This is a genomic window from Pantoea sp. X-Soil-TKNS-1279, from assembly GCF_059730565.1.
Genome location: NZ_AP035949.1, coordinates 470,054 through 492,671, shown reverse-complemented (window position 1 = coordinate 492,671; position 22,618 = coordinate 470,054). Strand labels below are relative to the sequence as shown.

20 protein-coding genes are annotated in these 22,618 nt (G+C 55.5%); 15 read left to right on the top strand and 5 right to left on the bottom strand.

Annotated elements, in window-relative coordinates; genetic code table 11:
- Window positions 1-22: 22 nt before the first annotated feature.
- Genes AC6I8N_RS22400 through AC6I8N_RS22390 form a run of 3 tightly spaced genes read right to left on the bottom strand, consistent with a single transcriptional unit; the run spans window position 23 to window position 4,563 of the window.
- Window positions 23-1,513, bottom strand: a complete 1,491-nt coding sequence (locus AC6I8N_RS22400; RefSeq protein ID WP_497830813.1) for an aldehyde dehydrogenase — start codon at window positions 1,511-1,513, stop codon at window positions 23-25.
- Window positions 1,506-3,152 (bottom strand): GMC family oxidoreductase, encoded by a 1,647-nt coding sequence (locus AC6I8N_RS22395; protein ID WP_497830812.1) that lies wholly within the window; start codon window positions 3,150-3,152, stop codon window positions 1,506-1,508. The genes AC6I8N_RS22400 and AC6I8N_RS22395 overlap by 8 nt, the downstream gene beginning before the upstream one ends.
- A 7-nt stretch (window positions 3,153-3,159) precedes the next feature.
- Window positions 3,160-4,563, bottom strand: a complete 1,404-nt coding sequence (locus AC6I8N_RS22390; RefSeq protein ID WP_208726354.1) for a purine-cytosine permease family protein — start codon at window positions 4,561-4,563, stop codon at window positions 3,160-3,162.
- Window positions 4,564-5,053: 490 nt separating this feature from the next.
- Here AC6I8N_RS22390 and AC6I8N_RS22385 point away from each other — a divergent pair, with 490 nt between their 5' ends.
- From AC6I8N_RS22385 to argE, 4 genes are read left to right on the top strand one after another with little or no spacing between them, the layout of a single operon-like run.
- Window positions 5,054-6,322: a flavin-containing monooxygenase gene (locus AC6I8N_RS22385; protein ID WP_208726356.1), complete on the top strand. Its 1,269-nt coding sequence runs from the start codon at window positions 5,054-5,056 to the stop codon at window positions 6,320-6,322.
- Between the two features lie 17 nt (window positions 6,323-6,339).
- Window positions 6,340-6,765: a RidA family protein gene (locus AC6I8N_RS22380; RefSeq protein ID WP_013511436.1), complete on the top strand. Its 426-nt coding sequence runs from the start codon at window positions 6,340-6,342 to the stop codon at window positions 6,763-6,765.
- The gene (locus AC6I8N_RS22375) at window positions 6,762-7,436 is read left to right on the top strand and encodes a DUF1028 domain-containing protein (RefSeq protein WP_208726357.1); all 675 of its coding nucleotides are present in this window, start codon (window positions 6,762-6,764) and stop codon (window positions 7,434-7,436) included. The genes AC6I8N_RS22380 and AC6I8N_RS22375 overlap by 4 nt, the downstream gene beginning before the upstream one ends.
- A complete protein-coding gene (gene argE, locus AC6I8N_RS22370) occupies window positions 7,429-8,574 on the top strand; it encodes an acetylornithine deacetylase (RefSeq protein ID WP_208726359.1) in 1,146 nt (381 codons plus the stop codon). Before AC6I8N_RS22375 ends, argE begins: the two co-directional genes overlap by 8 nt.
- A gap of 109 nt (window positions 8,575-8,683) precedes the next feature.
- On the opposite strand, the gene AC6I8N_RS22365 is transcribed toward argE, so the two are convergent.
- Entirely contained in the window at window positions 8,684-9,706 is a 1,023-nt protein-coding gene (locus tag AC6I8N_RS22365; protein WP_208726361.1) for a LacI family DNA-binding transcriptional regulator, read from the bottom strand.
- Window positions 9,707-9,925: 219 nt separating this feature from the next.
- On the opposite strand from AC6I8N_RS22365, the gene AC6I8N_RS22360 reads away from it, so the two are divergent.
- The 6 genes from AC6I8N_RS22360 (at window position 9,926) to AC6I8N_RS22335 (ending at window position 16,943) form a co-directional block, all read left to right on the top strand.
- Window positions 9,926-10,954, top strand: coding sequence for an ABC transporter substrate-binding protein (locus tag AC6I8N_RS22360; RefSeq protein ID WP_415174329.1), 1,029 nt, complete (start codon window positions 9,926-9,928; stop codon window positions 10,952-10,954).
- Between the two features lie 71 nt (window positions 10,955-11,025).
- Complete coding sequence (locus tag AC6I8N_RS22355) at window positions 11,026-13,257, top strand: ABC transporter permease (protein ID WP_497830811.1); 2,232 nt, start codon at window positions 11,026-11,028, stop codon at window positions 13,255-13,257.
- Window positions 13,254-14,306 (top strand): ABC transporter ATP-binding protein, encoded by a 1,053-nt coding sequence (locus AC6I8N_RS22350; RefSeq protein WP_497830810.1) that lies wholly within the window; start codon window positions 13,254-13,256, stop codon window positions 14,304-14,306. Before AC6I8N_RS22355 ends, AC6I8N_RS22350 begins: the two co-directional genes overlap by 4 nt.
- A 12-nt stretch (window positions 14,307-14,318) precedes the next feature.
- Window positions 14,319-15,119, top strand: coding sequence for an inositol monophosphatase family protein (locus tag AC6I8N_RS22345; RefSeq protein ID WP_497830809.1), 801 nt, complete (start codon window positions 14,319-14,321; stop codon window positions 15,117-15,119).
- A 160-nt stretch (window positions 15,120-15,279) separates the two neighbouring features.
- Window positions 15,280-15,507, top strand: coding sequence for a hypothetical protein (locus tag AC6I8N_RS22340; RefSeq protein WP_497830808.1), 228 nt, complete (start codon window positions 15,280-15,282; stop codon window positions 15,505-15,507).
- 659 nt (window positions 15,508-16,166) lie between these two features.
- Window positions 16,167-16,943, top strand: coding sequence for a helix-turn-helix transcriptional regulator (locus AC6I8N_RS22335; RefSeq protein ID WP_497831169.1), 777 nt, complete (start codon window positions 16,167-16,169; stop codon window positions 16,941-16,943).
- Here AC6I8N_RS22335 and AC6I8N_RS22330 read toward each other — a convergent pair.
- Entirely contained in the window at window positions 16,919-17,557 is a 639-nt protein-coding gene (locus tag AC6I8N_RS22330) for a LysE family translocator (protein WP_415174325.1), read from the bottom strand. The genes AC6I8N_RS22335 and AC6I8N_RS22330 overlap by 25 nt on opposite strands.
- Before the next feature lie 361 nt (window positions 17,558-17,918).
- On the opposite strand from AC6I8N_RS22330, the gene AC6I8N_RS22325 reads away from it, so the two are divergent.
- The 5 genes from AC6I8N_RS22325 to AC6I8N_RS22305 are packed head-to-tail and all read left to right on the top strand — an operon-like array spanning window position 17,919 to window position 22,497.
- On the top strand, window positions 17,919-19,160 hold the full coding sequence (locus AC6I8N_RS22325; protein ID WP_208726383.1) for an urea ABC transporter substrate-binding protein: 1,242 nt from the start codon (window positions 17,919-17,921) through the stop codon (window positions 19,158-19,160).
- An 11-nt stretch (window positions 19,161-19,171) separates the two neighbouring features.
- Window positions 19,172-20,041: a branched-chain amino acid ABC transporter permease gene (locus tag AC6I8N_RS22320; protein ID WP_497830807.1), complete on the top strand. Its 870-nt coding sequence runs from the start codon at window positions 19,172-19,174 to the stop codon at window positions 20,039-20,041.
- The gene (locus AC6I8N_RS22315) at window positions 20,041-21,072 is read left to right on the top strand and encodes a branched-chain amino acid ABC transporter permease (protein ID WP_208726386.1); all 1,032 of its coding nucleotides are present in this window, start codon (window positions 20,041-20,043) and stop codon (window positions 21,070-21,072) included. The genes AC6I8N_RS22320 and AC6I8N_RS22315 overlap by 1 nt, the downstream gene beginning before the upstream one ends.
- The gene (locus AC6I8N_RS22310; protein ID WP_208726388.1) at window positions 21,069-21,800 is read left to right on the top strand and encodes an ATP-binding cassette domain-containing protein; all 732 of its coding nucleotides are present in this window, start codon (window positions 21,069-21,071) and stop codon (window positions 21,798-21,800) included. The genes AC6I8N_RS22315 and AC6I8N_RS22310 overlap by 4 nt, the downstream gene beginning before the upstream one ends.
- Window positions 21,793-22,497: an ABC transporter ATP-binding protein gene (locus AC6I8N_RS22305; protein WP_497830806.1), complete on the top strand. Its 705-nt coding sequence runs from the start codon at window positions 21,793-21,795 to the stop codon at window positions 22,495-22,497. The genes AC6I8N_RS22310 and AC6I8N_RS22305 overlap by 8 nt, the downstream gene beginning before the upstream one ends.
- Window positions 22,498-22,618 lie beyond the last annotated feature (121 nt).

Sequence of the window (22,618 nt, the reverse complement as noted above, 5' to 3'; positions counted from 1 at the left end):
CGGGTATAAACAACGCTGAAGATTAGCGTAATTCGATCCAGGTGGTTTTTAGTTGCGTGAATTTATCAAAAGCATGCAAAGATAAATCGCGACCAAAACCTGACTGTCGATTGCCACCAAAAGGAACGGTCACATCCAGCGCATCGACGGTATTTATCGATACGGTGCCGGCATGCAGTTTTCGGGCAACCCGATGCGCCTGGTTGAGATCATCGGTCCACACCGAGGCAGCAAGGGCATAAATATGATTATTTGCCAACGCGATAGCCTCTGACTCGTCATCAAACACCTTCACCGCCAGAACCGGACCAAATACTTCATCGCGCCACAGCGAAATATTTTCTCCTGCCACTTCAATCACTGTCGGCTGAATGTAATTAGCCACCTGTTCAATAGTGAGCGATGCTCCGCCAGCGCGTAATATGCCACCATCATCAAGTGCGGCCTGAATAAAACGCTGCACTTTCTCTTTATGTGCTGCTGAAACCATTGCGCCCATTTTGGCGTCTGGATTCAGTGGGTGATCCGGTTGCCAGTCAGAGAGTTTATCGAGCAACTTTGCCATAAACTGGGGATAGATGGCACGTTCAACCAATAAGCGGGAGTTGGCAGAACAGACTTCGCCCTGATTAAAACAGATGCCAAAAGCCGCTTTTTCCGCCGCTAAGTCGAGATCTTTGCAATCGGCAAAGATGATATTGGCGCTCTTGCCCCCGCACTCCAGCCAGACCTGCTTCAGATTCGATTCCCCGGCGTAGGACATAAACGCTTTCCCGACCGTGGTTGAACCGGTAAAGGTGATGACATCGACATCCCTATGTTTTCCCAGTGCCGCGCCAGCGTCTACGCCCAAACCGGTGACCACATTCAACACCCCCGCAGGCAGACCCGCTTCCAGCGCCAGCTCAGCTAAGCGGATAGCGGTAAAAGGGGCATTCTCGGACGGCTTAAGAATCACGCTGTTACCCGCCGCCAATGCCGGGCCAATTTTCCACGCGGCGATATCCAGCGGGAAGTTCCACGGCACAATTGCGGCGACAACCCCGATCGGTTCACGGGTGATGGTTGCCAGCGTGCCCGGTCGGGTAGGGGCGACCTCATCATAGATTTTATCGATGCTTTCAGCGTACCAGGCGATGACATGCGCCGCGCCAGGAATATCGATGTTGTAGGCATCCAGTACCGGTTTGCCCATGCTGGCGCTCTCCAGCAGGGCCAGTTCTTCACGATGTTCCAGTATCAAGGCGGATAACTTCAGCAACACCGCCTTGCGTTCCTGCAAAGGACGTTCTGACCAGATGCCAGAGCTGAAGGCCTGACGGGCCGACTGCACGGCAATGTCGATGTCCTCGGTCTGACAGGCAGTCACCTCGGCAAGGGCGGTGTCGGTGGCGGGATTTATCACGCCATAGGTGTTTGCGCTGCGTGCAACATAGCGTTTGCCATCAATAATCGCGTAGTCACAAAAAGCCTGCCGTTGCAGCAGCGTTTCCCAATATTGTCGGTTATGCATACGCACGTTCCTTGTTTGACGTTGTACTGGCGAGCGTGCCACCGCGCAGGATCATCTCTGCGGCACGTTCACCGATCATAATGGAAGGGGCATTGGTGTTGCCGCTAATCAAGGTCGGCATGATTGAGGCATCGGCAACGCGCAAATTATCAATACCATGCACCTTCAGCGTATCCGGGGCGACCACGCTCATCGCATCCCGCCCCATTTTGCAGGTGCCGACCGGATGGAACACCGTGGCGCAATACTCCTTCACGTATTGGTGCAACTGTTCGTCGCTCTGCACCTGTTTACCCGGCAGCATCTCCTCACCGCGAAGTGCTGCGAATTCAGGCTGGGCCAAAATTTTTCTGGCCGTTTTTATCCCTTCGACCAGCACCCTGGCGTCATACGGGTCAGCAAGAAAATTGAAATCAATCTCCAGTTGTTTTCCTGCTCCGAGGCGCAGACTGCCAATCGATTTGGGACGCAACACGCAGGTATGGATGGCATAACCGTGCCCCCATTCGAACAGGCGTCCACGGTGGCTGCGATAACCTGGCACGAAGTGGAACTGGATATCCGGCTCCCCGGTCGCGAGTGGGGTTGAGGCAAAACCACCGGCTTCGACATAGTTGGTGGTTAACCATCCTTTGCGTGTGAACAGATACCTGAAGGGTGCCGTCAGAATCGGTTTCCAGGCCGCCAGAGAGAACCCCAGCGTCAGCGCAGATTTGCTGCGCACCGTCACCAGTCCATCCAGGTGATCCTGAAGGTTTTGTCCGACGCCAGGCAGGTCATGCACCACGGCAACGTCTGCCGCGGCCAGTGCTGCGCGGGGACCAACCCCGGATTTCATCAGGATATGCGGCGAGCCAATCGACCCGGCAGCCAGAATCACTTCTTTACGGCATCGCAGGGCGGTCGCGTGGGTTTCTCCAGCTGCGATCACCCGCACCCCTTGCACCGTTTTCCCGTCCATGATTAAGGTTTCCACCTGGCAATCGGTCATGACGGTCAGGTTGCTTCTGCCAAGATGAGGGTGCAGAAAAGCGCGGTAACTCGACAGGCGCTGACCCTCCTTCTGCGTCACGTTGTAGATCCCCACGCCGGAGAGCGCAGGACCATTGAAATCGTGGTTTTCAGGCAGACCAGCCCGGACGCCTGCGGCGACAAACAGGGCGGATACCGGATTAGGATCGCGCGGTTTATCGACCAACAGCTCACCCTCAACGCCATGATAAGCCGCATCCTGTTGCAGAAGATTTTTCTCCGAGCGTTTGAACCAGGGCAAGACATCTTGCCATCCCCAGCCTTCGCAACCTGCCTGCTCCCAGCGATCATAATCCGAAGGTAAGCCACGGATATAAATCATGCTGTTCATTGAAGAGGAGCCGCCCAGCGCTTTGCCGCGCGGAACATGTATGTGTCGATTGCCCAGCCGTGGTTGCGGGGTGGAGTAATAATTCCAGCTAAACTTCTGACTTTTATACAGCGTGATGGTCCCGGCGGGTGTCTGAATGCGGGGTGTCTCGTCACTACTGCCAGCCTCAATCAGACAAACCTGGATATTTTCCTGTTCAGACAGGCGCGCGGCCAGCACGGAACCCGCCGATCCCCCGCCAATAACGATGTAGTCGAATTCGTTGGTGTTGTTCATGGTTGTCTCACTTAACCATTGAGGTTTGGGCAACCGGCTGGCTACGACTCAGCAGATAATAAACCGGCGAGACGATGGCTAAACCAACAATCCAGGAGATGTCGGCTCCGCCTAACATATTCGCCGCCGGACCGGTATAAATGGCGGTCGACATAAACGGAATCTCCACCACAATTCCCAGCAGATAACAGAAAATGGCTTTGGTATTGAAGTAACCATAAATACCGCCGTCACGACGGAAAAATGACGCTACATCATAATTACCGTGCGCAACCAGGTAATAATCCACCAGGTTGATGGCAGTCCAGGGAACTAATACATACAACAGCATCAGAATGAAGTTGGTGTAATTCACCAGGAAGTTTTCCTGACCGTACACGGCAATCGCCACTTCGATAAGGATGGTGATAATCGAGACAACAATACGCGCACCGGAAAGGGGTGACCATTTCGGCAGGAATGTTTGCCCCAGCGTCAGGGTACAGAGCACGCCACAATAAAGATTCATGGCATTGGTCGCCGCGATACCGATGGCAAAAACAATAATGACGGTTGAGGAGAGCCCGCCGGTCATATTCACAATCCCGGCAATTAAATCGCCATCCACAATACAAACCGACACCAGAATGCCGAGAATCATCGGAAACAGTGAACCAAGCACGCAACCGAGATAACTGCACCAGAAAACACTTTTTTCGCTGATATCTTTCGGCATGTAGCGCGAATAATCGGACACATAAGGGGCATAGGCCAATTGCCATAAAGCCGCAATTGAGATGGCACCGAGGAAGCCACTCAGGTTAAAGCCATTACGGGCGAGAAAATCGCCGGGCAGGCCATGCACAAAAACAATCCAGACAAAGGCGGCGATCAGCACAATCCCCGATACCCAGGACATGATTTTGGTATAGGCATGAATCAGGTTGTAACCAAAGGCACAGGCAATCAGGCTGAGAATGGCCGAAACCAGAATCCCGGTATTGGTTGAAACCGGGGCGTAAATCGCATGCAGCGATTGGCCGCCCAGTACCAGGTTTGAGGCGAGAAAGCCGATATACATAATGACCACCAGCGCGACAACCAGTACGGAACCATAAGAACCGAACTGACCTCGCGTCTGTACCATTTGCGGCACACCGAGTTGCGGCCCTTGTGCTGAATGCAGTGCCATAAACAAGCCACCGGCGAGGTTACCGATCAATACGGCGAGGGTGGCCCACATAAATGACAGGTGGAAAATGCTGACCGCCAGCGCCCCGGTGATCACCGTGAGTAACATGATGTTGGAACCAAACCAGATAGTAAAAAGATCCCGTGGTTTGCCGTGACGCTCATTTAGGGGAATGGGCTGAATGGTGCTCAACTCAATGGATGCTGCATTCGCATTATCTTTAGGATTGTTTGTCATCATCGTTATCTCAACAATTTTATCCGCAGGTTTTGGCTCCACCCGAAAATCCGGGTTGAAGTAACAGTAATTTTGACTTGATGTTGCAACAGGAGGCTATTGAGAGAAATGACGAAAAACCGAGGCAAACCCTATAAAAAAAAGAGGCAACGTTGTCCGGCGATGTATTGCACCATAAAACGTCAAATGGGGCTGGCTGAATAAAAACGATTTTAGCGAAATAAATTCATGATTGTTATCAGATAATTTACCAGAGGGTATTGGCGTGCACCAACAGGGTGTGATGGATGCCTGTCAATGGTGCATTGAGGCGATTAAAAATATTTGCAAATTAATCCACCGATAAGTTTTTTCCTGCCTGTTATCGACTGGTTAAATATTTTCTATTCAGACACTCACTTTATAATATTTTACCGTCATCATCCGCTCCCCTAGTCTTGGGTCCTTCTTAAGTAGTTAATTCCCGTCACCATGCGGGACGAAGGACATCAAAATGACGCCATTAAAAACTGAGATAGACACGCTTATTATTGGTGCGGGTCAGGCCGGGGTTGCCATGAGCGAGCACCTGACGCGCCTCGATATTCCACATCTGGTACTGGAGAAAAATCGTATTGCTGAATCCTGGCGCAGTCGCCGCTGGGATTCGCTGGTAGCCAATGGTCCGGCATGGCATGACCGCTTTCCGGGCATGGAGTTTCCCGGTTGCTCGCCAGACAGTTTTGTGGCGAAAGAACAGGTCGCCGATTATTTTGTCAGCTATGCCGCTATGAATCAGTCACCGATTCGCACCGGTGTTGAAGTGCTGAGCGTAGAACGTAATCAGGGGCAGGCCGGTTTCACCGTGACCACTTCTGAAGGCGTGATTAATGCACAACGTGTGGTGGCTGCCACCGGCCCGTTCCAGCGCCCGGTGATCCCGGCGATTGCGCCGCAGCTCAGTCGGGTGCAGCAGCTGCATTCAGCCGATTACAAAAATCCGCAGCAACTACCGGAAGGTGGGGTGTTGGTCATTGGTGCCGGATCGTCCGGGGTGCAGATCGCGGATGAACTGCAACGTGCCGGAAAACCGGTGTGGCTGTCGGTTGGGCCGCACGATCGTCCACCGCGTGCCTATCGTGGCCGCGATTTCTGCTGGTGGCTGGGGGTGTTGGGATTGTGGGACGCCGCAGCCAGCCAGCCGGGTAAAGAGCACGTCACCATCGCAGTCAGCGGGGCGCGTGGTGGTCATACCGTGGATTTCCGCCGTCTGGCGGCGCAGGGTGTTAACCTGGTTGGTCTGACAGAAAGTTTTGACGATGAGACGGTACGTTTCCAGAACGATCTTGCTGTGAACATCCAACGCGGTGATGAAAACTATCTGGCGCTGCTTGACGCCGCTGATGCGTACATCGCCCGTAACGGCCTGGATTTACCGCCAGAACCGGCAGCGCGTGAGTTCCTCGCAGATCCCGCCTGCGTCACGCATCCTCAGTTATCGCTGAATCTTACTGACGCCGGGATCACCAGCATTATCTGGGCCACGGGCTACGTTACCGATTACAGCTGGCTGAAGGTTAATGCCTTCAACGAACAGGGTAAACCGCAGCATCAGCGCGGCGTTTCCAGTGAGCCGGGCGTCTACTTCCTTGGCTTACCCTGGTTGTCGCGCCGGGGATCCACCTTTATCTGGGGCGTCTGGCACGATGCCAAATTTATCGCCGACCAGATTGCTATTCAGCGCCAGTATCAACAATACCGCGCACCTTCAGACTCGCTTTGATATCGACAGGAACCGTTATGCCAACTCATCAACGTATTCGTATGTTTAACACCAAAGAAACCTATCCCAATCAGACGCTGGACAACGACCTGTGTCAGGCGGTACGCGCGGGTAACACCGTTTACGTGCGCGGTCAGGTTGGCACCGATTTTGAAGGCAACCTGGTGGGGCTGGGCGATCCGCGTGCGCAAACCGAGCAGGCAATGAAAAACCTCAAGCAACTGCTGGAGGAGGCGGGCAGCGATCTCAGCCATATCGTTAAAACCACCACCTACATCATCGACCCGCGTTATCGTGAGCCGGTTTACCAGGAAGTGGGTAAATGGTTGAAAGGGGTATTCCCGATCTCCACCGGGCTGGTGGTTTCGGCACTGGCACAGCCGCAGTGGCTGATGGAAATTGACGTGATCGCGGTGATCCCGGACGACTGGGAGGCAAAATGACCTTATCGATTGCCGCCCGTTGCACCGAGTCTGGTCAGTTGGGTATCGCCATCAGTTCGTCCAGCATCGCTGTGGGCGCACGCTGCCCGTGGCTGGTAGCTGGCATTGGTGCCGTCTCCAGTCAAAACATCACGCTGCCCGCGCTCGGGCAGCAGATCCTCGCGCATCTGGAAGCGGGCCAGGCACCGGAACAGGCGCTGAAAAGCGCGCTGGCGGAAGACCGCTTTAGCGAATATCGCCAGGTGACGGTGATTGACGCCAGCGGCAAGATCGCGGCTTTCAGCGGCGATAAAACCCTTGGCATTTATAACGTGGCGCAGGGTGATAATTGCGTGGCTGCGGGGAATATGCTGGCGGATAAGGCGGTGATTAACGCCATGATAACCGCATTTGAAGCGGCGACCGGCGAACTCACCAGCCGACTGATTGCGGCGTTGCAGGCCGGGATCAACGCCGGGGGCGAAGCCGGGCCGGTGCATTCAGCGGCGGTGAAGGTGGTGGATGATTACACCTGGCCGTTGGTGGATCTGCGCGTTGACTGGGCGGAACAGGACCCGCTGGCGCAACTGAATGCGTTGTGGCTGGCCTATGAGCCGCAGATGCAGGCCTATGTGACGCGCGCGCTCGATCCGCGTGATGCCCCGAGTTATGGCGTACCCGGCGATGAGTAATGCCGTTCGCGAGATCCTGACGGCGTTGCTGGCGTTTGATACCACCAGCCGCGAATCTAACCTGGCCTTAATTAGCTGGATTGAGGACTTTCTCGCCCGGCGCGGTATCGCGTCTCAGCGCATCATGGATGACAGCGGGCGCAAAGCTAATCTGTATGCACGGCTCGGACCGGCGGGTGCGGGCGGGGTGATGCTCTCCGGTCATACCGATGTGGTGCCGGTCGACGGGCAGAACTGGTCCGTGCCACCCTTTGCCCTGACTGAACAACACGAACGTTATTACGGGCGCGGCAGTGCCGATATGAAGGGATTCCTCGCCTGCGTGCTGGCATCGCTGGATGGGTTTCTGGCGCAACCCTTGCGCATGCCGTTGCACCTGGCCTTCTCCTATGACGAGGAGGTCGGATGCCTTGGGGTGCGCAGCATGGTGGATTACCTGCGCGCTTCGGCAGAGAAACCCTTGATGTGTATCATCGGCGAACCGACGGAAATGCGCCCGGTGTATGGACACAAAGGCAAGATTGGGCTGCGTTGTCAGGTGCAGGGCCACGCCTGTCACTCCGCCTATGCGCCATCCGGGGTTAATGCCATCGAGTATGCAGCAAAGCTGATTAATCGTCTGGGTGAAGCGGCGCAGCAGCTCAAACAGCGCCAGGATACGCGTTTTGACCCACCTTTCAGTACCTTGCAAACCGGGGTGATTAAGGGGGGCAGTGCGTTAAATATCGTGCCGCAGGATTGTCAGTTTGATTTTGAGATCCGTTATCTGCCGGATGACGATGTGCAGGGGGTGATTGCCGAGGTTGAACAGTTTGCCCGGCAGGAATTGTTACCGCAGATGCAGGCGGTGGCGTTGGCAAGCGCAATCCGTTTTCTGCCAATCAGCCAGTATCCGGGGTTGCTGACCGATCCCCGGTCGCAATTCGCACAATGGCTGGCGCAGTGGAGCGGCAGCGATGAATTCTCCACGGTGGCGTTTGGCACCGAAGGGGGATTGTTTGATGAAGCAGGTATCGCCACGCTGATCTGTGGGCCAGGCAGTATGGATCAGGGCCACAAGCCGGATGAGTTTATCGCGGTTGAACAGATTGAGCGTTGTATGGCGATGCTGGCTAATTTGTGTCAATGGATGCAATAAGATAAAAAATGCGCGATAAATCGCGCTGCTACATAACAGTGCGCGCCTTTGTAGCGGCGTGATTTATCACGCGAGACAACAAGTCATGAAGATCTCCCTGACTTAGTGTTTACCCCCCGCGCACCGACCCACGCCACACGACATCCGGCTGATACAGGCGGGTGTCGTGCTGTTGTACCTCCAGCGACTCCTCCCGTTCGGCCTGCATCAGCCAGTCCACCGCATCGCGGGCAAATTGTTCCACCGGCTGGGCAAAGGTGGTGAGGTGGTACGAAGACCAGCCCGCCTGCGCAATATTATCGAAGCCAATCAGGCACAAATCCTGTGGTACACGTAAGCCAAAACGATGGCGGGCTTCGTCCATCAATCCACAGGCGACCAGGTCAGTGACACAGAATATGGCGTCCGGGCGCTGAGGGCGCGTCAGCAGGCGATGCGCCAGAATCTGACCGCTTTCATAGGAAGTGGTACCAAAGCGCTCAACCATCACCGGTAACCCGGCAGCCTGCGCTGCGGTAAGAAAATCACTCTCGCGTTTCATCAGACTGGGTGTCCCGGCCAGTGAGTTAGCAAACGCCAGGCGGCGACACCCGGCGCGGGCAAATGCCATCACCGCCGTTGCAGCAGCGGCCGCCGAATCGAGATTGATGCAGAGGGAGCCGGGCACTGCCTCATCCCGGTTAATCAATATAATGCGCTGACCGTGTTTGTAGCATTGCCGGGTAATGGCGCTGTCGGGCATGCCGGACAAGATGATTGACGCATCGGCGCGGAAATTAATCGCCTGTTGCAGTGCGCCGGAGACGCTGTTGTCGGAACGATCGGTGTTGATCAGCATCGCCACTTTGCCCGCTTCCTGCAAAAACTGCGTTAACCAGCGCACCAGGCTGGCGCGGTAGGGTGTGGCAAGTTCTGAGACGACCAGGCAGACAATACCGCTGCGATTACGTACCAGGCCGCGAGCCAGATGATTGACGTGATAACCCAGCTCCTCAGCGGCTTTCATCACCCGAGCGCGGGTGGTGGCTGAAACGCTGGCGCCTGGCGTAAAAGCGCGGGATACCGCAGAGCGGGAGACACCGGCGCGATCCGCCACATCCTGGGCGCTGATCACTGTTTTCTCGTTTTGCATCGCTCACCTCCCGCCCTTAACTGGTTGCAAAGCAGTCTGCCCGATTTTGCAAAGGTGTGCAAAATGATTCACGCCATAATTGTTTCAATTTTGTGACATTGTCTGTCAATTGCTCAGCAAGGCGATTGACAGGTTATTTTATGTTCTCTACAAATTTGCACACATGTGCAAATAACAAGGTGCCAGTGAAGCACCACCCTGCAAACCAAGGAGAACATCATGCGCTACACCCCTCTGTACGTCGCACTATCCGTCTGTTGCACTGCACTGCCGTTCACCGCCGCTGCGGCGGGTAATCTCAATATGATCTGTTCTGCGGATGTGGTGGTGTGTGAACACATGACGCGCATCTTCAGCCAGTCGCACCCGGATATTCAGGTCAATATGGTGCGGCTCTCGGCGGGTGAAGCCTATGCCCGCATCCGCAGCGAAGCACGTAATCCGCGCACCGATATCTGGTGGGCGGGAACGGGTGATCCCCATATGCAGGCCGCCGATGAGGGATTGACGCAGGTCTACAAATCACCGCTGCTGGACCAGCAACAGCCCTGGGCGCAGAAGCAGGCGGAGAACTCCGGTTACCGCACTGTGGGTATTTATGCGGGCGCACTCGGCTGGGGTTACAACACCAAATTGCTGGCGGATAAAAAATTGCCCGCTCCGGCCTGCTGGAAAGATTTGCTCAACCCGGCCTTTAAAGGGGAGATCCAGATTGCCAACCCAAACTCCTCCGGCACGGCCTACAATACGCTGGCAACGCTGGTGCAAATCATGGGTGAGGATCAGGCATTCGACTACCTGAAAAAACTCAACGCCAATATCTCGCAATACACCAAATCGGGTTCTGCGCCGGTTAAAGCGGCTGCGCGTGGTGAAACCACGGTCGGCATTGTGTTTATGCACGATGCGGTGGCGATGCAGGTGGATGGCTTCCCAATTAAAACCGTTGCGCCGTGCGAGGGCACCGGCTACGAAATCGGTTCGATGTCGATTGTTAAAGGCGCGCGCAATCTGGCGAACGCCAAAGTCTGGTACGACTGGGCGTTAAGCGCCGAGGCGCAATCGCATATGAAAGAAGCCAAATCCTTCCAGCTGCCGTCCAATCGCAACGCAGAAATCTCTGAATACGCGCCACGTTTTGAAAATATCAAACTGATCGATTACGACTTCAAAACCTACGGCGACTCCGCCAAACGCAAAGCACTGCTCAGCCGCTGGGACAAAGAGATCGGCGCCAGCGCACAGTAACATCCATGCTGAGATGCGGTGGCTCCGGCCTGCTGTCCGCTTCAGCCTGAATTTTCAGGTCGAGGTGATTTATGAATGCGAACAATCGTCGTTTAGTCGGCGCGTTGCTTGCCGGTGCGCTAGCCCTGACGCTGCTCCCCTGGTACAGCCTCGAAAGCGGTTTCTTTTCCGGCGGCTGGATTCTCTCGCTGTGGAGCGATGCGGCTAATGCCCCGGCACTCTGGCAGATGGTGGCTTTTCAGCATCCGTGGCTGGCGGTGACAGTGGCGCTTTATCTGCTGTGCGCCGCCTGTGGCTTATTGGCACCCGGTGGCATTCGTAGCCATTTGTTGCTGTTGTTCAGCGCGCTCGGCGTACTGTTTCTGATTGTTGAAGGGCACGCCATTGGCTATAGCGGCTGGAGTTGGCTGTGGCTGGAAAACCAGTTTGGTGCGCTACAGCAGGGGCAACCGGCGATGGGTGCCGGTGCGTTGCTGATGCTGACGACCTTTCTACTGTTGTTCTCTTTCGCGCTGGCCGAGCGCGGGGTATTGAAAGGCGACGCGTTTGTGGTTGCTTCGCTGGTGCTGCTGACGGCGCTGGTCAGCGTGTTTGTGCTTTATCCGGTACTGAGTATGTTTGTGGTGTCGGTGCAGGACGTTGACGGCAGCTTCAATCCCAATGGTTTGATCAGCAATATCCAGGACCCCTCCATCTGGAGTTTCGGCTGCCTGACCGGCGGCACCTGTGGCACCGCGTGGCGCACGCTGTGGCTGGCGCTGATGACCGCCAGCGGTGCGACGCTGCTCGGACTGGCATTTGCACTGGCCGCGACACGCACGCCGTTGCCGATGAAAAAAGCGCTGCGGATGCTGACCATCCTGCCGATCATTACGCCACCGTTTGTTATTGGTCTGGCGCTGATTCTGCTGTTTGGTCGCTCCGGCGTGGTCACGGAACATCTGGCGGCGTTATTTGGCATCGAACCGGGACGCTGGCTGTACGGCCTTACCGGCATCTGGATCGCCCAGGTGCTGTCGTTCACCCCCATCGCTTTCCTGGTGTTGATTGGGGTGGTGGAGGGCGTCAGCCCCTCGCTGGAAGAGGCATCGCAGACGCTGCGTGCTAACCGCTGGCGTACCTTCACCCATATCTCGCTCCCGTTGATGGCACCAGGCCTGGCAAACGCGTTTCTCATCAGTTTTATCGAAAGCATGGCCGACTTCGGCAATCCGATGGTACTGGGCGGTAGCCACGGTGTGTTGTCGACGGAGATCTTCTTCTCGGTGGTCGGGGCGCAGAACGATCCCAGCCGCGCCGCGGTGTTGGCAATGATTTTGCTGTGCTTCACGCTGGCAGCTTTTATCCTGCAACGCCTGTGGCTGGGCGGGAAAAACTTCGCCACCGTCACCGGTAAAGGCGATGGCGGCAACCACGGTCAGTTACCGCGTGCGCTGCGCTATGGCGTTTACGGCATGGTGCTGCCGTGGGGCCTGTTCACGCTGGTGATCTATGGCATGATCCTGGTGGGAGGCTTTGTGCAGTCGTGGGGGCTGAACGATACGCTGACGCTGGAACATTACATCCGCGCATTCCGTATCACCTTCACTGACGGCCATCTGTTGTGGAGCGGGGTGGCATGGAACTCCTTCTGGACCACGCTGGAAATCGCGCTGATTGCTGCACCGTTGACCGCCATTGTTGGCCTGCTGACCGCGTGGCTGATTGTGCGGCAGAAGTTTGCCGGTCGGCAGACCTTCGAGTTTCTGTTGATGCTCAGTTTCGCCATTCCCGGCACGGTGATCGGCGTCAGCTACGTGATGGCCTACAACCTGCCACCGCTGGAGATCACCGGCACCGCAATGATCCTGATTGCCTGCTTTGTGTTTCGTAATATGCCGGTTGGGGTGCGCGGCGGTATCGCCGCCATGAGCCAACTGGATAAAAGCCTCGATGAAGCCTCGTTGACGTTGGGAGCCAACAGCTTCCGCACGCTGCGCAAAGTGGTGCTGCCGTTGCTGAAACCGGCGATCAGCGCGGCACTGGTATATGCCTTCGTACGTGCCATCACCTCCATCAGCGCGGTGATCTTTCTGGTCTCCGCCCAGTACAACATGGCGACCTCCTACATCGTCGGGTTGGTCGAAAACGGTGAATACGGTGTGGCGATCGCCTATTCAACGGTATTGATCGTGGTGATGTTGCTGGTCATCGGCGTGTTTCAGTGGCTGGTGGGTGAACGTCGTCTGCGCCGTGTGGCGCGCCCTGTGGAGGCGGCCACGCCGCCTGCTGCTCCCTCATTAACTCAGGAAGGTGTCGTATGAACACAGGTTCCGTGGTGTTTGAACACGTCTCGAAACGCTTTGCCGGATTTACCGCGCTGCCGGATCTGTCGCTAACCGTGGAACCCGGCACCCTGGTGACGCTGCTCGGTCCCTCCGGTTGCGGTAAAACCACCACCCTGCGCCTGCTGGCGGGGTTGGAACATCCCACTTCCGGGCGGATTCTGATTGGCGGCAAAGATGTCACTCATCTGCCCGCCAACGAACGCGATGTGGCGATGGTTTTTCAATCCTATGCGTTGTTTCCGCATATGAGCGCGCTCGACAACATTATGTATGGCCTGCTGTCGTCGGGCATCAGCAAGCGCGAGGCGCAGGACCGTGCGCGTAACGGGTTGAAGCTGGTCGGGCTGGAACATCAGGGGGCGCGACTGCCGTCGGAGCTGTCGGGTGGTCAGCAGCAGCGTATTGCGGTGGCGCGGGCATTGGTACTGGAACCGCAGGTTCTGCTGCTGGATGAACCGTTGTCGAACCTCGATGAACGCCTGCGTCGTCGGGTACGGACCGATATTCGTGATTTGCAACAGCGCCTGGGTTTTACGGCGGTGTATGTCACCCATGACCAGGAAGAGGCGCTGGCGGTATCCGATAAAATTATTGTCATGAAAGAAGGGGATATTGCACAGCAGGGCGCGCCGGAAAGCCTCTACCTGACGCCCAACTCGGTGTTTATCGCCGACTTTATGGGAGAGGCGAATATCTTGCCGTGCGAAGTGGAGCAGGTGGAGGGTAGCGAGGCGCTGGTGCGTCTCGGTAGCCAGCGCTACCGCGTGCGCCATACCGCCGCTAAAACCGGTAGCGCACAGCTTTCGGTACGGCCGCAATTTATTACGCTGGGCCAGCAAAACGGTGGCGCGCTGCGTGGTGAAATCACCCACAGCACCTGGTTGGGCGACCATATCGAATACGAAGTGGCGACCGAATTAGGTTCGTTGTTTATCGTCGATGCACAGATGGAACAACAGCACCCGCTGGCGACCCCGGTCGCGATTGATTTTAAACCCCAGGGGCTTGCCCTGATTGCCGGATAACAAGGAGCAACAATGAGTAACGTGGAAAATAACGCCCTGCTGACGCGGCTGGCGCTGGCAGAAGAGGTGGCGCGCGCAGGCGGTGCAGCAGCGCTACGCTGGTTTGAACAGCGTGACAGCCTGGTGGTGGAAACCAAGCACGATTTACAGGATGTGGTGTCGCGCGCGGACCGCGAGGTGGAACAGATGATCGGGCAGCGTATTCGCGAACACTTCCCTAAAGACGGCTTTCTCGGTGAGGAGTATGGCTTGCAGGCGGGCACGTCCGGCTATACCTGGGTGGTGGACCCGATTGATGGCACCAGCCCGTTCCTTAACGGTATGCCGAACTGGTGTGTCTCGGTGGCGGTGCTGCACGAGGGCGTGCCAGTGATTGGTGTGATTTTTGCCCCGACCTATCAGGAATGCTATGTCGCGGCGCTGGGCCACGGGGCAACACTTAACGGCAAGCGTTTGCAGGTTGACCCGTCACGTACGTTACAAAACCATGTCACCGGTTTTGGTGCCAACAGCTATGTCAGCCCGGAAAAGGTCGGTGAGATCCTTGCCGCGTTGCTGGCTGCCGGCGGTAACTTTATCCGCATTGGATCGGGGGCATTAATGCTGGCGTGGGTAGCGGCAGGTCGGGTGGTGGGTTACTACGAACCCTATATGCATGCCTGGGACTGCCTCGCCGGATATTGCCTGGTGAAGGAAGCGGGCGGCTGGTATCACCCATTTGACACTACAGGCGAACGGTTATTGAAAGGGGCACAGGTGCTGGCGGTGGCCCCCGGCGCGGAAGCAGATTTAAAACGTATTGCCGGATTGTAATCTTTATGTCGCGGCGCGATTTATCGCGCTGCATTTTTTCTGCTATCAGTAAATTGTGAAAGTATCCTGATTTATCTCTTAGTTTTCCCAATCCCCCTGTCCCACAGACAGTATTTAATCAGATAATGTTAAATTAAGATTAAATTCGCAAAGGGAGAGTATGATGACGGATATGTCGGTGTCCGGCGCTTCAGGGTTAATATTCACGTCAGGGAATGACGATATAACATCACCCCCAAATATTATCGTTCGTAATGTTGGTGATATAACGCTGCGTTCTACTGATTCTTCCTCGGATGTCATTTATAAGCGGGTATCAGCAAAGGATTTCAAAGAGTTCTTCGAGGATTATATGGGGGTGGGGCAGCAAACTGAAAAAACTTCATAAATATTGAGGTTTCCTCTGTGGAGACTCAATATTTTGTCCTGAGTTAAAATGATGAGTTTAATTTTAACGAACATGTTTTTACGAATCAGAAAGATGCCATTACCTGGCATCCTGATATGTTCCAAAAGATTGAAAGTTTAAGATGCTCGGTGTGTCCTGAGAAAGGGGTGTTTTTTATCTTTATGATGAGGAGCATGAAAGAAAAAACAGCCATATTGTGGTGGATGCTGTCAATCAAATGGTACGGCATATCAAGCAATCAACACCGGCGTTAACGGCCTGCCTGCGGGATAAATCGATACGGCGTGCAGTAATTGCATTAATAAAGCTATTCGTTGAACTGTCAACTCAGCAATATCTAGGGCCAGGCATAGAACTGGCACAATGGTTGGTAGAGCCGATAAAGAAAATGTTTACGTATGCTTGCGAGAACTTCTCTGTATTGTTCAGTAAAAATGAAAGGGAGTAGTGGGGGAAAAGCGTTAATCACGAAGGGGTTAGCGACGGAATACGATGCGCAAACATTCTTGTCAACAATAAAGCACTATAAATTTCCATTTTTGGCAGAACAGGAAAGCCAAACATACTCAATGAGTTATCTCCCCTGGTTGCATTTGGCGGCGACTGATGCTGTTATACCACGCGTTATCCGCAACCGGATGGTTATTGTGCCGTTATCCGCTTCTGAATGGTTTGCCCGCAACGGGATAGAGTGTTCGCGTGTCACCGCCAGCGACAGCGCTTTTCCACGCCATTTGCACGACGAATATGTGGTTTGCGCCAATCTGAGTGGTCGTGAGGGGATCTGGCTGGATGGTAAGTCATACGAGGCGCAGGCCGGGCAGGTGACGGTGTACAATCCGGCCTCTGTTCAGGCGTCACAGTTCAGCGTGGAACCGGTAAGCTTTATCAGCGTGCATTTGCCTCAGTCGGTGCTGGCCGGGGCGCCAGCGCTGCGCGAAGGGGCGTTCCATCACGCGCCGTTGTTCGCGGCCATCTGCGATTATGCTGCCGCAACGCGTCAGTACGATGAAGGGTTACAGGAACAACAACTGATGTGGTTGTGTGGCGAATTGCTGGATGATTCAGCCAGCCGCCAGCAGGGGGATGCTCAGCTGATAGTACAGGTAAAAGAGTATCTGCGTGCCAACCTGAGCAGCAAACCGCAACTGGCAACGCTGGCAGAGCAGGTGGGGCTGAGCAAATACCATCTGGTCCGGCGTTTCACCCAACTGACCGGCATGCCGCCGCTGCAATATCATATGCAGCTGCGGTTGCATCATGCGCGCGAGCTGTTACGGCGGGGTGTGCATGCACAGGATGCCGCGCTGCAACTCGGCTTCTATGACCAAAGCCATTTTATCAATGCCTTCCGCAAAGTGATGGGCACCACGCCGCACCATTACGCGCATCAGCTAAGAATAAATTCGCGATAGCCCGAACCGATGACGTAAATTGCGAAGTAACAAAAGATCAGCGCTGAGGCGAGATAAGAATATTTGAGCAGGCGCTGGCCCAGCAGTTTCCCGCCCATGCTGCCCACCAGGCACAACACACATGTCCAGAACACCCCGGCGATAAAGAAGCCGCTCAGGAACCACGATGTCGATCCAGCATTGCCATGCCCCATGCGGGAAATCAGCGCGCCGCCGACGCTGGCAAACCACAAAATGGCGGTGGGCGATGACATCGCCAGCATGACTCCACGGCTGAACTCACGCAGCAGCGAACGTTGCGGCTGTTGTTCTGACATATTGATGGCGGTGACGGAACGATACGCGGCCAGCAGCATTTTCACCGCAAACCAAATCAACAACGCGCCGCCGCCAATCCATAACACCCAGCGCACGGCGGCAAATTGCAGCACCACCGCCATCCCTGCCAACGCCAGCAGCGCGTAGATTAAATCACCAATGCAGGTGCCAATTCCCAGCCAGAAACCGTGGAAATAACCGCGCTGCATCGCCAGGGTGATCATGGCGATATTCGCCAGCCCGATGTCGAGGCACAACGATAAACTCAACAGAAAACCATTTGAAAACTGCAACATAAGTTAACACGCATCCCGCGTTGGTAAGAGTGGCGCTATTAAACCATGTTGCGGCGGGCGGGTATTGGAAAGAATTGCGCGATAAATCGCGCCGCTACGAATGAGTGCAATCTTGTGGTGCTGAATGCTGCGAAAAAGTGCACCGCAGGTCTGACTGGTTGTGTTAAAGCGCGAATATTCTGAGCCGGGCTGGAAAATTAAATCTGGCCCGCTTATTGCTTGCTTAATCTTATTGCCCCAGCGTTGTGGCAATCACTTCTTTTTATGCAGACAGCGTTGTCTGCCAGCTGCTGGTTTCACCCTGTCCGGATCTCACCGGAAATCCATTCTTTCTAACTCATCACTTATTTAAGAGGGTGCTATGGCTATTAGTCGTCGTTCATTTCTTCAGGGATCTGCATTATCGGCATTAGGTCTGGCTGCGGGTGTTGCGCCGAAAATGAGTTTTGCGGCAGACAATAAAGACGCGATTAAAGTGGCGACCATTCTTGACCTGTCGGGTGGCCTGGATATTTACGGTAAACCGATGTCGAACGCCATCAATCTGGCAGCGGATGATATCAATGCCGCAGGCGGCTTGCTGGGCCGCCCGCTTCAGATGATCAATTACGATGCGCAATCCAATATGCAGCTTTACGCGCAGTATGCGCAGCAGGCGGCGTTGAAAGATAAGGTTGCGGTGGTGCAGGGCGGCATTACCTCCGCCTCGCGTGAGGTGATCCGTCCGGTGCTGGACCGTTTCCGTTCACTCTACTTTTATCCGGCACAGTACGAAGGCGGCGTGTGTGACCGCAACTACTTCTCCTCTGGCTCCACGCCGGCGCAGACCGTGGAAAAGCTGGTGCCTTACGCCATGAAAAAGTGGGGCAAGAAAATCTACGTCGTGGCGGCGGATTACAACTACGGTCAAATCGTCTCCGCGTGGGTGAAAAAGTCGGTACATGACAACGGCGGCGAAGTGGTAACGGTGGAGTTCTTCCCACTTGATGTGACCGATTTTGGTGCCGCTATCTCGAAAATCCAGAGCGCGAAACCCGATATCGTCTGGTCGGCGCTGGTGGGCGGCGCGCATATCTCCTTCTATCGCCAGTGGCACGCGGCGGGCATGAGCGGCAAGATTCCGATTGCCTCGACGGTGTTTGGTGGTGGTAACGAACATATCATCCTCTCGCCGGAGGAAAGCAACGGCATTCTGGTGGCCGCAAACTATATGCAGGAAATCCCGACGCCAGAAAACCAGGCCTTTGTGCAGAAATTCCACGCCAAATATGGCACCAGCACGCCGTATATCAGCGATCTGGCGATGGGTGCCTATCAGGGTATGTTGATTTGGGCGGAAGGGGTGCGCAAAGCCGGTTCGGTGGACCGCATGAAGGTGATTGAAGCGCTGGAATCCGGCATCACCGTGGCGTCGCCGAGCGGCAAAGTCACGGTCGATCCCGCCACCCATCACTGCACGCTGGATGTGCATATCGCCGAAGTGGAAAACCATCAGATGAAGATTCTGGAAACCTTCACCGATCAGGCACCGAGTGATACCGCGATGGTGTGCGATCTGAAGAAAAATCCACGCGACACCAAACAGTATCAAATCGAGCTGTAACAGGAGCCACTATGGATCTGTTGATTATCTATGGCATTGAGGTGCTCAATGCCATCGCGGTGCTGATTATCATGAGCCTCGGCCTGGCGGTGGTGTTTGGCATGATGAAGATCGTCAATATGGCGCATGGCGAATTTATGATGCTCGGCGGCTACAGCGCGATTCTCGCCACCAACCATCTCGGTGTCCCCATCTGGATCGCCATGCTGGTAATTGCTCCGCTGGTGGTGGGGGTGTTTGGCATCGTGATTGAACGCGTGATTATCCGCCATCTTTATGGCCGGATGATTGACACCATGCTGGCGACCTGGGGACTGAGTCTGGCGCTGATCGGGGCGGCAACTATGGTGTTTGGCAACACCACGCTGGGTATCAGTTCGCCGCTGCCGAGCGTCACGGTTGGCATCTACAGTACCAGTGGCTATTCGCTGTTTACCATCCTGTTTGCGCTGTGTCTGGTGGGGGCGTTGTGGTTGCTGTTGCGCTACACCACCCTCGGTTTGTGCGCGCGAGCTACCATGCAGAATGCGCGCATGGCGGCGGCACTCGGCACCAATCCTGGCAAAATCTATAGCCTGACGTTCGGACTGGGGGCGGCGCTTTCGGGCCTCGGCGGGGCATTGCTGGCCCCCATTACCGGGGTCATCCCGACCATTGGCATCAGTTTTATCGCCAAGGCATTTATTACGGTGATTGGCGGCGGTAGCGCGATCATCGCCGGAACCCTCTCTTCTTCCACCCTGTTTGGCACCATCTCGCAACTGGCGACCTACGCCTGGACGCCGGTATTTGGCGCGGTGGCGTTGCTGTTAAGCGCCATTGTGTTGTTGCGACTGTTGCCGCAGGGCATCACCGGACGCTTTTTCAGGAGGTCGCTGTGATGAAACTGTTTTCCGAACGCGTACAAATCATTGTGGTGGCGCTGGTGGTGATGCTGGGGGCGTTGTGGCTCTCCGGCACGCTGGAGTTGTATACGCTGCTGTCGGTCACGGTGTTTCTGGTGATGGGGTTGCTGTCGCTGAGTCTGGCGTTTATCTGGGGTTACGGCGGCATTTTGTGTTTTGGCCAGGCGGCGTTTTTCGGCCTCGGAGCCTATACCTACGCCATCTGCGCCATCAACTGGGGTGATTCCACCTGGGCGGTGGTGTTGGCGGTGCTGCTGCCGACCTTGTTCTCGCTGCTGCTCGGTTATGTGATCTTTTACGGCGGTGTCAGCGATGTCTATCTCGGTGCCATCACCCTGGCGGTGAGCCTGGTGCTGTTTAACTGGGTCAACTCGACGGCGGGCAGTGAATACCATATCGGCCAGGCGCTGTTGGGCGGCTTCAACGGTATTCCGTCGGTGCCAACGCTGAATATGCCGTTCCAGCCCGATGCGATCTTATCGCCAGAGGCGATCTTTATGGTGACGGCAGGGTGTCTGGCGCTGTGCTACGTGCTGCTGAAATTCACCTTACTCAGCCGTTTTGGCAAAACCGTGGTCGCGATTCGTGAAAATGAACAGCGTGCCGGTTTGCTGGGCTATAACGTCCCGGCGCACAAGCTGGCGACCTTCGCCATCGGCGCGGCGATTGCCGGACTGGCGGGTTGTTTGTACGTCAACTGGGGCGCGTTTGTTAGCCCTGGCGTGTTCAGCATCAGCCAGTCGGCGCAGATCATTATCTGGGTGATCGTTGGCGGGCGCGGCACGCTGATTGGCCCGGTGATCAGCTGCATTTTGTTGCAATGGATGGTCACCCGCCTCGGCGCGCAGCAGACGGTGGACGTCAATCTGGTGTTGGGGGTGATTCTGGCGGTCTTCGTGTTGTTAATCCCCGGCGGTATCCTGCCAACGCTGCAACGTTTGTGGCGGCGTAAACGTCAGCCGACGGTGCAGGCAGCCACGCCACAGGTGAGCGAGGTGAAACAATGAGCGCGGCAGTCCTGTTACAAACCAAAAAAATGGGGGTCAGCTTTGGCGGCGTTCATGCGGTGAAAGAGGTCGATTTCACCCTGCACGAGGGCGAGTTGCGCTGCCTGATCGGTCCGAACGGTGCGGGAAAAAGTACCTTCTTTAAGATGTTGAGTGGTCAGGTGACGCCCAGTCGTGGCGAATGCCGCTATCGTGACCGGGTGATTTCCGGGCTGCGGCCGTGGGAGATTGCCCGTCTTGGTATCGGTATCAAGACTCAGGTTCCCAGCGTGTTTGAAGGTTTAAGCGTGCGCGAAAATCTGTGGCAGGCGGCAGCGAATAAAATGGCGAAATCCGCCGTGCCCGCCGCCATTGCACAGGTGTTGCAGGATATTGGCCTGCTGCATCTTGCTGACGCCACTTTGTCCGAGCTGGCGCACGGTCAGCGGCAGTGGGTGGAGCTGGGAATGATCCTGATTTCGCGCCCACAACTGGTGCTGCTGGATGAGCCTGCCGCCGGGATGACACATCACGAAGTCCGCAAAACCGCTGAACTGATCAAAGCCATCAACCAGCAAAGCACCGTGGTGGTGGTGGAACACGATATGGAGTTCATCAGCATGATTGCGCAGCAGGTGACGGTGTTTAATCAGGGGGCGGTACTGGCGGAGGGCAGCTTTCGCGACGTGACCAGCAACCCACTGGTCAAAGAGGCCTATCTCGGCAATGTGGAGATTAAACATGCTTGAAATCAAAGAGATGGTTTCTGGGTATAACAAAATTCCAGTGTTACATCTGTCCGAACTCTTTGTCGGGGCCAAATCCTTTACCGGCGTGCTGGGACGTAACGGCATGGGTAAAACCACGCTGCTGCGTACCATTATGGGTGAACTGCCCGCCTGGCAGGGCCGCATTGCGCTTAACGGCATCGATATCACCGCGTATCAGGCACATCAGCGGGCAGCGGCAGGCATCGGTTTTGTGCCACAGGGGCGGCAAATCTTCCCGTTGCTGACGGTAGAGGAAAATCTGCGCATGGGCTGCGTGAAGCACTTTTCCCGGGCCGGGCAGATTATCGAACAGATGCTGGAGATCTTCCCGCGTCTGAAACGCCTGCTGGCGCAGCCGGGGGGATCTTTGTCCGGTGGTGAACAGCAATTGCTGGCGCTGGCCCGCTGTTTATGTGGTCAGCCGCAACTGGTGCTGCTGGATGAACCCACTGAGGGGATCCAGCCGAATATCTGTGAGGAGATTATTGAGACGTTGCAACGACTCAGGCATGAGATGGATATCTCCATCATCCTGGTGGAACAGGATATTGAGTTTCTCTATGCGCTGTCGGACCAGATCCATGTGATTGAAAAGGGGGGAATTATTCACCATATCGATCCGCTAACCACCTCCAGTGCCAGCATTGCCGAACAGTTTTTGGGTTTTCATGCCTGATGGTCGTCCTTTAACGTAGCGGCGCGATTTATCGCGCAATGTTGTGCACGATAAATCGCGCCGCTACGGATCGTGCTGTTGTCTCAACTGACACATTTCCCGACCGCCACAACACAGCAGG

Bases quoted from the DNA above. Each gene is read 5' to 3' on its own strand.
- AC6I8N_RS22380 (WP_013511436.1), top strand. From the start codon at position 6,340: ATGCCAACTCATCAACGTATTCGTATGTTTAACACCAAAGAAACCTAT.
- AC6I8N_RS22320 (WP_497830807.1), top strand. From the start codon at position 19,172: ATGGATCTGTTGATTATCTATGGCATTGAGGTGCTCAATGCCATCGCG.
- AC6I8N_RS22305 (WP_497830806.1), top strand. From the start codon at position 21,793: ATGCTTGAAATCAAAGAGATGGTTTCTGGGTATAACAAAATTCCAGTG.
- AC6I8N_RS22335 (WP_497831169.1), top strand. From the start codon at position 16,167: ATGGTTATTGTGCCGTTATCCGCTTCTGAATGGTTTGCCCGCAACGGG.
- AC6I8N_RS22390 (WP_208726354.1), bottom strand. From the start codon at position 4,563: ATGATGACAAACAATCCTAAAGATAATGCGAATGCAGCATCCATTGAG.
- AC6I8N_RS22350 (WP_497830810.1), top strand. From the start codon at position 13,254: ATGAACACAGGTTCCGTGGTGTTTGAACACGTCTCGAAACGCTTTGCC.
- AC6I8N_RS22315 (WP_208726386.1), top strand. From the start codon at position 20,041: ATGAAACTGTTTTCCGAACGCGTACAAATCATTGTGGTGGCGCTGGTG.
- AC6I8N_RS22345 (WP_497830809.1), top strand. From the start codon at position 14,319: ATGAGTAACGTGGAAAATAACGCCCTGCTGACGCGGCTGGCGCTGGCA.
- AC6I8N_RS22400 (WP_497830813.1), bottom strand. From the start codon at position 1,513: ATGCATAACCGACAATATTGGGAAACGCTGCTGCAACGGCAGGCTTTT.
- AC6I8N_RS22365 (WP_208726361.1), bottom strand. From the start codon at position 9,706: ATGCAAAACGAGAAAACAGTGATCAGCGCCCAGGATGTGGCGGATCGC.
- argE (WP_208726359.1), top strand. From the start codon at position 7,429: ATGAGTAATGCCGTTCGCGAGATCCTGACGGCGTTGCTGGCGTTTGAT.
- AC6I8N_RS22355 (WP_497830811.1), top strand. From the start codon at position 11,026: ATGAATGCGAACAATCGTCGTTTAGTCGGCGCGTTGCTTGCCGGTGCG.
- AC6I8N_RS22385 (WP_208726356.1), top strand. From the start codon at position 5,054: ATGACGCCATTAAAAACTGAGATAGACACGCTTATTATTGGTGCGGGT.
- AC6I8N_RS22310 (WP_208726388.1), top strand. From the start codon at position 21,069: ATGAGCGCGGCAGTCCTGTTACAAACCAAAAAAATGGGGGTCAGCTTT.
- AC6I8N_RS22360 (WP_415174329.1), top strand. From the start codon at position 9,926: ATGCGCTACACCCCTCTGTACGTCGCACTATCCGTCTGTTGCACTGCA.
- AC6I8N_RS22325 (WP_208726383.1), top strand. From the start codon at position 17,919: ATGGCTATTAGTCGTCGTTCATTTCTTCAGGGATCTGCATTATCGGCA.
- AC6I8N_RS22375 (WP_208726357.1), top strand. From the start codon at position 6,762: ATGACCTTATCGATTGCCGCCCGTTGCACCGAGTCTGGTCAGTTGGGT.
- AC6I8N_RS22340 (WP_497830808.1), top strand. From the start codon at position 15,280: ATGATGACGGATATGTCGGTGTCCGGCGCTTCAGGGTTAATATTCACG.
- AC6I8N_RS22330 (WP_415174325.1), bottom strand. From the start codon at position 17,557: ATGTTGCAGTTTTCAAATGGTTTTCTGTTGAGTTTATCGTTGTGCCTC.
- AC6I8N_RS22395 (WP_497830812.1), bottom strand. From the start codon at position 3,152: ATGAACAACACCAACGAATTCGACTACATCGTTATTGGCGGGGGATCG.